We start from the raw sequence: 6101 nt of genomic DNA, 5'->3' as shown, positions 1-6101 counted from the left end.
TTTCCAACATGTGCGCCGAGGCAGGCATCCCGTGTTGGGGGCCGCGGAAGGAGATCGCGCAGCTTGAGGCGTCGAAGACCTTTGCGAAGAAGTTTTTGAAGCGGCACGGCATCCCGACGGCGGATTTCACGATCTGCACGAATGCTGCCGAGGCGAAAGCGGCACTGACGGAACTGCCCATCGTGCTGAAATTTGACGGACTGGCCGCCGGCAAGGGCGTGGCCGTTTGCACGTCGAAGGCCGAAGCGGAGCAGTTCGTCGAGGATGTGATGGAGAAGCGCTGCTTTGGCGCGGGCGATCTGCTCGTCGAGAAATGCCTCACCGGTCCCGAGATTTCCGTTTTCGCGTCGGTGTGTGACGAGTCGTATCAGATCCTCATGCCAGCGCGTGACTACAAGCGCATCCGCGACAACGACCAGGGACCGAACACCGGTGGCATGGGCGCGGTCGCATCGTTGGAACTCGCGGAACCGGCGTTGATGGAGCGCATCGAGCGCGAGATTGTACAGCCGACGGTGCATGGCATCTTGAAGGACGGCTTGAAGTATCGCGGCTTCCTGTATTTCGGACTCATGCTCACGCCCACCGGTCCGCAGGTGATCGAGTACAACTGCCGCTTCGGCGATCCGGAGGCCGAGGCCGTGCTGCCGATGTTGCGCGGGGATTTTGCGACGTATGCCTTTGAAGCAGCGAAGGGTAATTTGAAGCCCGATCTGATTCAATTCGCTCCCGGCTGGAGCATCTGCCTGATTTCAGCGAGCGCCGGTTATCCCGCGTCATCGCACAGCGGTGACGTGATCAGCGGCTTGGAAGCCGTGAGCGGTGCACGTGTGTATCATTGCGGAACGAAGAAGAACGCCGCCGGTCAGTTCGAAACGAACGGTGGTCGTGTGCTCGCAGTCGTGGCCCAGGGCGCAACGCGGGTTGAGGCCCGTGAGAAGGCTTACGCCGAGAGCACGAAGATCACGTTCGACGGCCTGCAGCGCCGCTCGGACATCGGGAAGATGCATTTTGAGTAGCATGTTCAGAGGGTGAGCGGGCTTCGAGAACGCCATTGACGTTCAGGGGGGGCTCCAGCATGCTTGGCCCGAAAGCGCGGGATGTTCGACGTTCCGGTTTTCCGTCGTCCGTAGCAGTTAAAACTCATGACCGAGGAAGATGAAGACGAACCACCGGCCCTTCTTTCTGATCCTCCTGCTGTCGATGTGCGGTGCGAGCGCACAGGCGGGCGCGGATTCGAAAGCGACCGATGGTGAGAAATCCGGTGTCACCAAAAGTGCGGGCTGGTATTTCATGGGTGACAAGGCCCGGCCCTTGGCTTCGCTTGAAGCTCTGCCCGCCAAGGTGCAGGAGAAGCTGCTGAAGCATCTCAAAGCCCGCCTGGGACAGGAGTTCTATCCGCTTCTCAAATTCAGTTCCGGCAGACTAGCGGATGCCGAGGAGATGCGACGCACGAATTCGGCTAAGGACGCCTCAGACTTCCGAATGTATGACGTTCAGTTCACCTGGAGCCTGCCGGATTCCGGCATCGAATCCTATGTGGCGCAGATCGGCTTGCGCGAGGACGGCTCGGTGTTTGAAGAGATCGATTTGCCGGCGTTTGCGACGAAGAAAGGGGCGCTTCCTCTGGTGCCGATGAAGAAGGCGAAGGAGGTGGCGAAGCAGCATGGGTTTGCCAAGACTCCTTTTGAAACCTCCATGAGCTACGACCGCCAGACCGGCTCTTTGCTCTGGCGTTTCAGCCGGCCGGTTGGTGAAAACGAATTTTTCGTTTTCGATCCCGCTCCGCGCACCGGAGGAATGCATTTCTACACTTTGGATATTTCGGCTCATGACGGCAGCGTCGTGCACCAGCACCTCTCGAGAGCGATCAACTAAAACATCAGGTCAAAACCGCGATACTATGAATGCGAAAACATCATCCACCCGTTGGACCATGCTGGTGTGCACCAGTGTCTGCCTCAGTTTCACGGCACGCGCCGAACTGCCGCCGTATGTGTACGCTGAGTGGCAGGCGAAGAGTCCTGAAGTGTTGACGATTCAGGCGCAGGAAGTCACGAACGACAGCGGCGCGATCACCGTTGGCGCCAAGGTCACCGCGGTCGAACGTTCCGCCTCCAGCCTGAAAGCAGGAGACATAATCCGCATCGGCTACCACTCGGTGAAGCAGACCAAGCCCGGCCCCAGTGAAGCGGCCATTCTTGAAAAGGGGAAAAGCTATCGCGCCTATCTGAGCAAAAACGAAACCGACGGCGACTATGGTCTGGCGGCGAAAGGCCACAGCTTTGCAGCGGCGCCCGTCGAGTTTCCGCAGTGGCACGGACAGTATGAGGGAGACGGGCAATTTTCGACTGAGCTGATCAAGACGCAGGTGGGGTGGGCCGGCTTCTGGGAGCGCATGCGGCGCCCGGCGCCCCAGGTGCTGGATGAGACGAAACAGATGGCGATCTACATCGGTGTGGGCGAGCGCCGCACGGGCGGATTCGTTCCGAAAGTCATCAACGCCACCGAGCAGGACGGAAAGCTGGTGATCGTCTACACGGAGGGAGCGCCTTCACCGGAGTCCTTCGTGACCCAGGTGATCACGCATCCGTGGGTCATCGCCATCGTGCCGAAGTCGGAGCTGAAGGTGGAGGTGAAGAAGCAGGAGTGACGAATGCTGAGAGCGTTAAAAACTCGTTCAATGGCATGCAATGATGCTCGGACATCGGGAAGATGCACTTTGAGTGAGGTGGCAGCGTCACCGTTTTGATTTCACATCCGCAGGAAACAAGTTGCCGTCGATCACCATCATCTGCGGCAGCAAGGTGAGCATATCAGCGGCGAGATCGAAACTGCGGATGTATTTGGGGACTTCCAGGCAATCAATAGCGTCAACAAGTTCGTAACCTTTCCCGCGGCGGCGAATTCGAAACGCGTTTGCTCCCCCCAGTGTGTTCAATTCATGCTCATAATATTCGGGCTCGGTCACATCGTCATCGGTCAGTTCCTCAAAGCGGCCAAGAAACTGCGCGTTTTGCGGAAAACACATCCAGGGCCAGCGTAACCAACGCCATGTCTTGGGTGAGAACAATGAAAGAGGCAGTTTTGCGTTCTGCGAAGCAACTGGGTAGATGCCAACTGCCTCGTGGATCACATAGAAGTAGGCGTAAACCGTCGGTTGGACTTCTACGGCATAAACTCCACCTCGGACGGCTTCGGTCACCCACTGAGGAATGCGTTTCGTGGCTCGTTTGAGTTTGGTCTTCATGGGGGACAAGATTCGATGCGTCGGAAGCCTATGATTGCATCTTCGCCAGTCGCTCATCGCTTTCCAAATGTCCGGCCCAGCCGAAGTGACAGCGGAATTCGTAGCAGTAGCGCATTTGCTCGAAGGGGCCGGTCCATTCGTGTTTGTTGGATGACACGGTGATGTCTGAAGGGGCAAAGCCGGTGATGGGAAGGCGTTTGAGAGTGAAGGCGTCGTTGAGGAGGCTGGTTTTCTTCCAGTTGAGGCCCATGAGCTGGGCGCTGACGCAATCGACGGCCACTGGATGCGTTCCGGCGATGATGACACCGCTTTCGACGGGATCGCAGGACATGGGGCCGTCGCCGTCGCCGCCGATGATGCCATCGACGATGGTCAGGTAGCGTAGCGGCTTTTCACGGCGTCTGCCGGTGCCGTCGAAGTAGAAGAAGCATTTGTGCAGATCAATGATCATGCGCCAGGCGGTGTTGTTGCCGTGCCAGTTGCCAGAGCGGACGACTTCCTTGGTGTCGCCGAAGATGACGCGGCCGAGTTTTTTGAGCGGGACGAAGAGCTTCGAGAGGAAAAAGCGACCAAAGAGGATTTTTTTGGCGTTGCGCATGAGCGAGCCTTCGAGGGCGCGTTTGGCGGTGGATTCGGCAAATTGGTCGCCGCCTTCCGCAGGGGTCCCTTCGGTGTGGCGTGGCAGCCAGTTGGTGCGCGGCGTGGTGCCGACGAGGTTCTTCAGCGCTACAGTGAGACCGACTTTTTTGTGCGTCTTAAGCTTTGGCACGTTGATGAGCACGTCTGCGTTCATCGGCGTGCGGCAGATGCGGTACTCGTGATGGGGATCGGTATGCTGGCGGTTCGTGGTGGCGAAGTCGTAGCTGGCGCCATAGAGCTTGCCGAGGCCGGGATGGCCGATGAACTCGCTGTCTTCATCGAGGTGAATGTCCACTGCGCCGGAGGGATCGCTGGAGAGCTGGCGCTTGGCGATGGTGACGCCGTCGTCGATCGTCCATTCCTCGCAGCGCATGTCGAAGAGCAGGAAGGCGATGCCGGGAAACTCCCGCGTGAGATCCGTGAGGAGGTCGTCGAGGCGATGCAGGCGGCGGATGGTGTCGAAGGATGAATCGCTTTGCGGCGCGTCGCAAAGCGTGACGGAGCCGCGGCCTTGCAGCTTTTGCGCAGCCCAGCGGGCGACTTCGCGAACGACAGCAGGATGTGTGATGATCGTGAGCCAGCCGTTTTCGTCCTCGGGCTTGCTGGCGTTGTGTTCTTTGACCCAGTTCGGTTTGATGACGACGCGGTCGCCCGGCTTGATGAAGTCAGCGGGCAGTTCAAGCGCGTTGATCGCGTCCAGGATCTGCTGGCGGAGGGCGGAGGTGTCGTCGTAGTCGGGCTTGCCGCTGAAGACGGAGACCTTGGGAGAGCCGAACGAGGAAGGGGAAAGCGTGTTCACGAGGTGGCGCTACTTAAGGGCGGCACGTTCCCTTTGCAACGCTGCGGCATCTGCCGAATCTCCGGCATGAAGAAAGCAGTGCGGATCATGCGCGTGATTTTGACTCTCGCCCTCGCGGCGGCGGTCATCGGCGTGCTCTGGCAGCGGCTCGGGCCGCGTCTGGAGGCTCTGCCAGATTCAGCGGTGAAACCGAAGCCGCTCGATCCAGCGTTCGTGCGCCTCACGCCGCGTGAAACGGCCACGCTGCCACTGGCGACGCGGTTTGACATGCCGTTGGGATCCGAGGACGGCGCGTTCACCTACAATGCCCGGCCGTTCCGCATTGAGCGGCATCTTGGCGATGATCTGAACGGCATCGGAGGAGAGAATTCCGATCTCGGTGATCCGGTGTATGCAGCCGGGGCCGGGCGTGTGGTGTATGCAGGAAACCCGGGGCCGGGCTGGGGCAAAATGATCCTTATCGCGCATCGACTGCCGGAGGGCGATGAACTGGGGCCGGTGGTGCAGACAATGTATGCGCATCTGGAGTCCTTTCAGGTGCGTGCCGGACAGGACGTGCAGCGCGGTGATCCGATCGGCACGGTGGGGACGGCGGACGGGGCCTTTCTGGCCCACCTGCATTTTGAGGTTCGCGTCGGGCCTTATGTCAATCCGGGGCAGGGATACGCGGACACGGCGCTGAACCGAGTCGCACCGGAGCAGTTCATCCGGGCGCACCGGGGAGCCGCTGCTGACCTTCTGAACCCGGCCCCACAAAAAGACTGAGATTCGTTCAAGAAAATGTGAAGGAAGCCCTTTCGAAGCCGTCATTCTTGTGAGTCTTTCTCATCCCATGCGTTGGATCTGTCTATTCTGCCTGCTGCCTCTGGTGTCATCACCGGCGCAGGCGCAGCCCGTGAAGGCGACGCGGTCGCAGATCACCTGTGAAGCGCTTTGTGCGGAGTTGTTTGCAGCGATCCGTGCGGAGCCTGAGAAAATGGAGATGCGGCTGGAGGAGGCGCTGGTCATTCACGAGTCTTGTGCCGCGGAGATTGTGACCGCCGCCATGGATGCGGTGAGTGCCGACCCGGCGAAGGTGAAAAAAATCGTGAACACGGCGAAGGAACTCGCGCCCGGACGCACGGCGAAGATCGCAGCTGCCGTGAAAAACTACTCCGCGCCTTCCAAGATCTCCGTGGAGGAGCAGGTCGAGGTGCGCCGGGCCGAGATTTCGGATGTGGCGACGGTGAAACTGCTCCCGGGAGAGGAGGTGCGTCGTGCGGAAGTTCCGAATGAACCCGACAACGTGCCCATTGTCGAGATCCGACGCGCCGAGCCTGCGGTTCCCGTCGCGTCCGCCGTGCAGGTGCCTGCGGCCACGATTCAGCTTTTGGATGTGCCCAAGGCGAAGCTTCTGAAAACGACACGCTGAGG

Annotated in this window: 7 protein-coding genes; 5 read left to right on the top strand and 2 right to left on the bottom strand. The window is 59.7% G+C overall.

Annotated features, from left to right (window positions below; translation table 11 throughout):
• The 3 genes from purD to KDL09_RS23470 form a co-directional block, all read left to right on the top strand.
• Nucleotides 1-1019, top strand: a 1019-nt coding sequence (purD, locus tag KDL09_RS23480) for a phosphoribosylamine--glycine ligase (protein ID WP_294390758.1), incomplete at its 5' end; no start/stop codon positions are given.
• A gap of 139 nt (nt 1020-1158) precedes the next feature.
• Entirely contained in the window at nt 1159-1878 is a 720-nt protein-coding gene (locus KDL09_RS23475) for a hypothetical protein (protein ID WP_294390755.1), read from the top strand.
• 58 nt (nt 1879-1936) lie between these two features.
• Nucleotides 1937-2653 carry a protease complex subunit PrcB family protein gene (locus KDL09_RS23470; RefSeq protein ID WP_294390753.1) on the top strand — a complete coding sequence of 239 codons (717 nt, stop codon included), beginning with the start codon at nt 1937-1939 and terminating at the stop codon, nt 2651-2653.
• Nucleotides 2654-2740: 87 nt separating this feature from the next.
• On the opposite strand, the gene KDL09_RS23465 is transcribed toward KDL09_RS23470, so the two are convergent.
• Nucleotides 2741-3250: a hypothetical protein gene (locus tag KDL09_RS23465; protein WP_294390751.1), complete on the bottom strand. Its 510-nt coding sequence runs from the start codon at nt 3248-3250 to the stop codon at nt 2741-2743.
• A gap of 28 nt (nt 3251-3278) precedes the next feature.
• Nucleotides 3279-4688 carry a DUF362 domain-containing protein gene (locus KDL09_RS23460; protein ID WP_294390749.1) on the bottom strand — a complete coding sequence of 470 codons (1410 nt, stop codon included), beginning with the start codon at nt 4686-4688 and terminating at the stop codon, nt 3279-3281.
• 66 nt (nt 4689-4754) lie between these two features.
• On the opposite strand from KDL09_RS23460, the gene KDL09_RS23455 reads away from it, so the two are divergent.
• Nucleotides 4755-5453 (top strand): M23 family metallopeptidase, encoded by a 699-nt coding sequence (locus KDL09_RS23455; protein WP_294390746.1) that lies wholly within the window; start codon nt 4755-4757, stop codon nt 5451-5453.
• A gap of 67 nt (nt 5454-5520) precedes the next feature.
• A complete protein-coding gene (locus tag KDL09_RS23450) occupies nt 5521-6099 on the top strand; it encodes a hypothetical protein (RefSeq protein WP_294390745.1) in 579 nt (192 codons plus the stop codon).
• Nucleotides 6100-6101 lie beyond the last annotated feature (2 nt).

The sequence above is a fragment of the Prosthecobacter sp. genome, assembly GCF_020439865.1.
Lineage (GTDB): Bacteria > Verrucomicrobiota > Verrucomicrobiia > Verrucomicrobiales > Verrucomicrobiaceae > Prosthecobacter.
The sequence above is the reverse complement of the archived record's forward strand: the minus strand, read 5'-3'. Positions and strand labels throughout refer to the sequence as shown.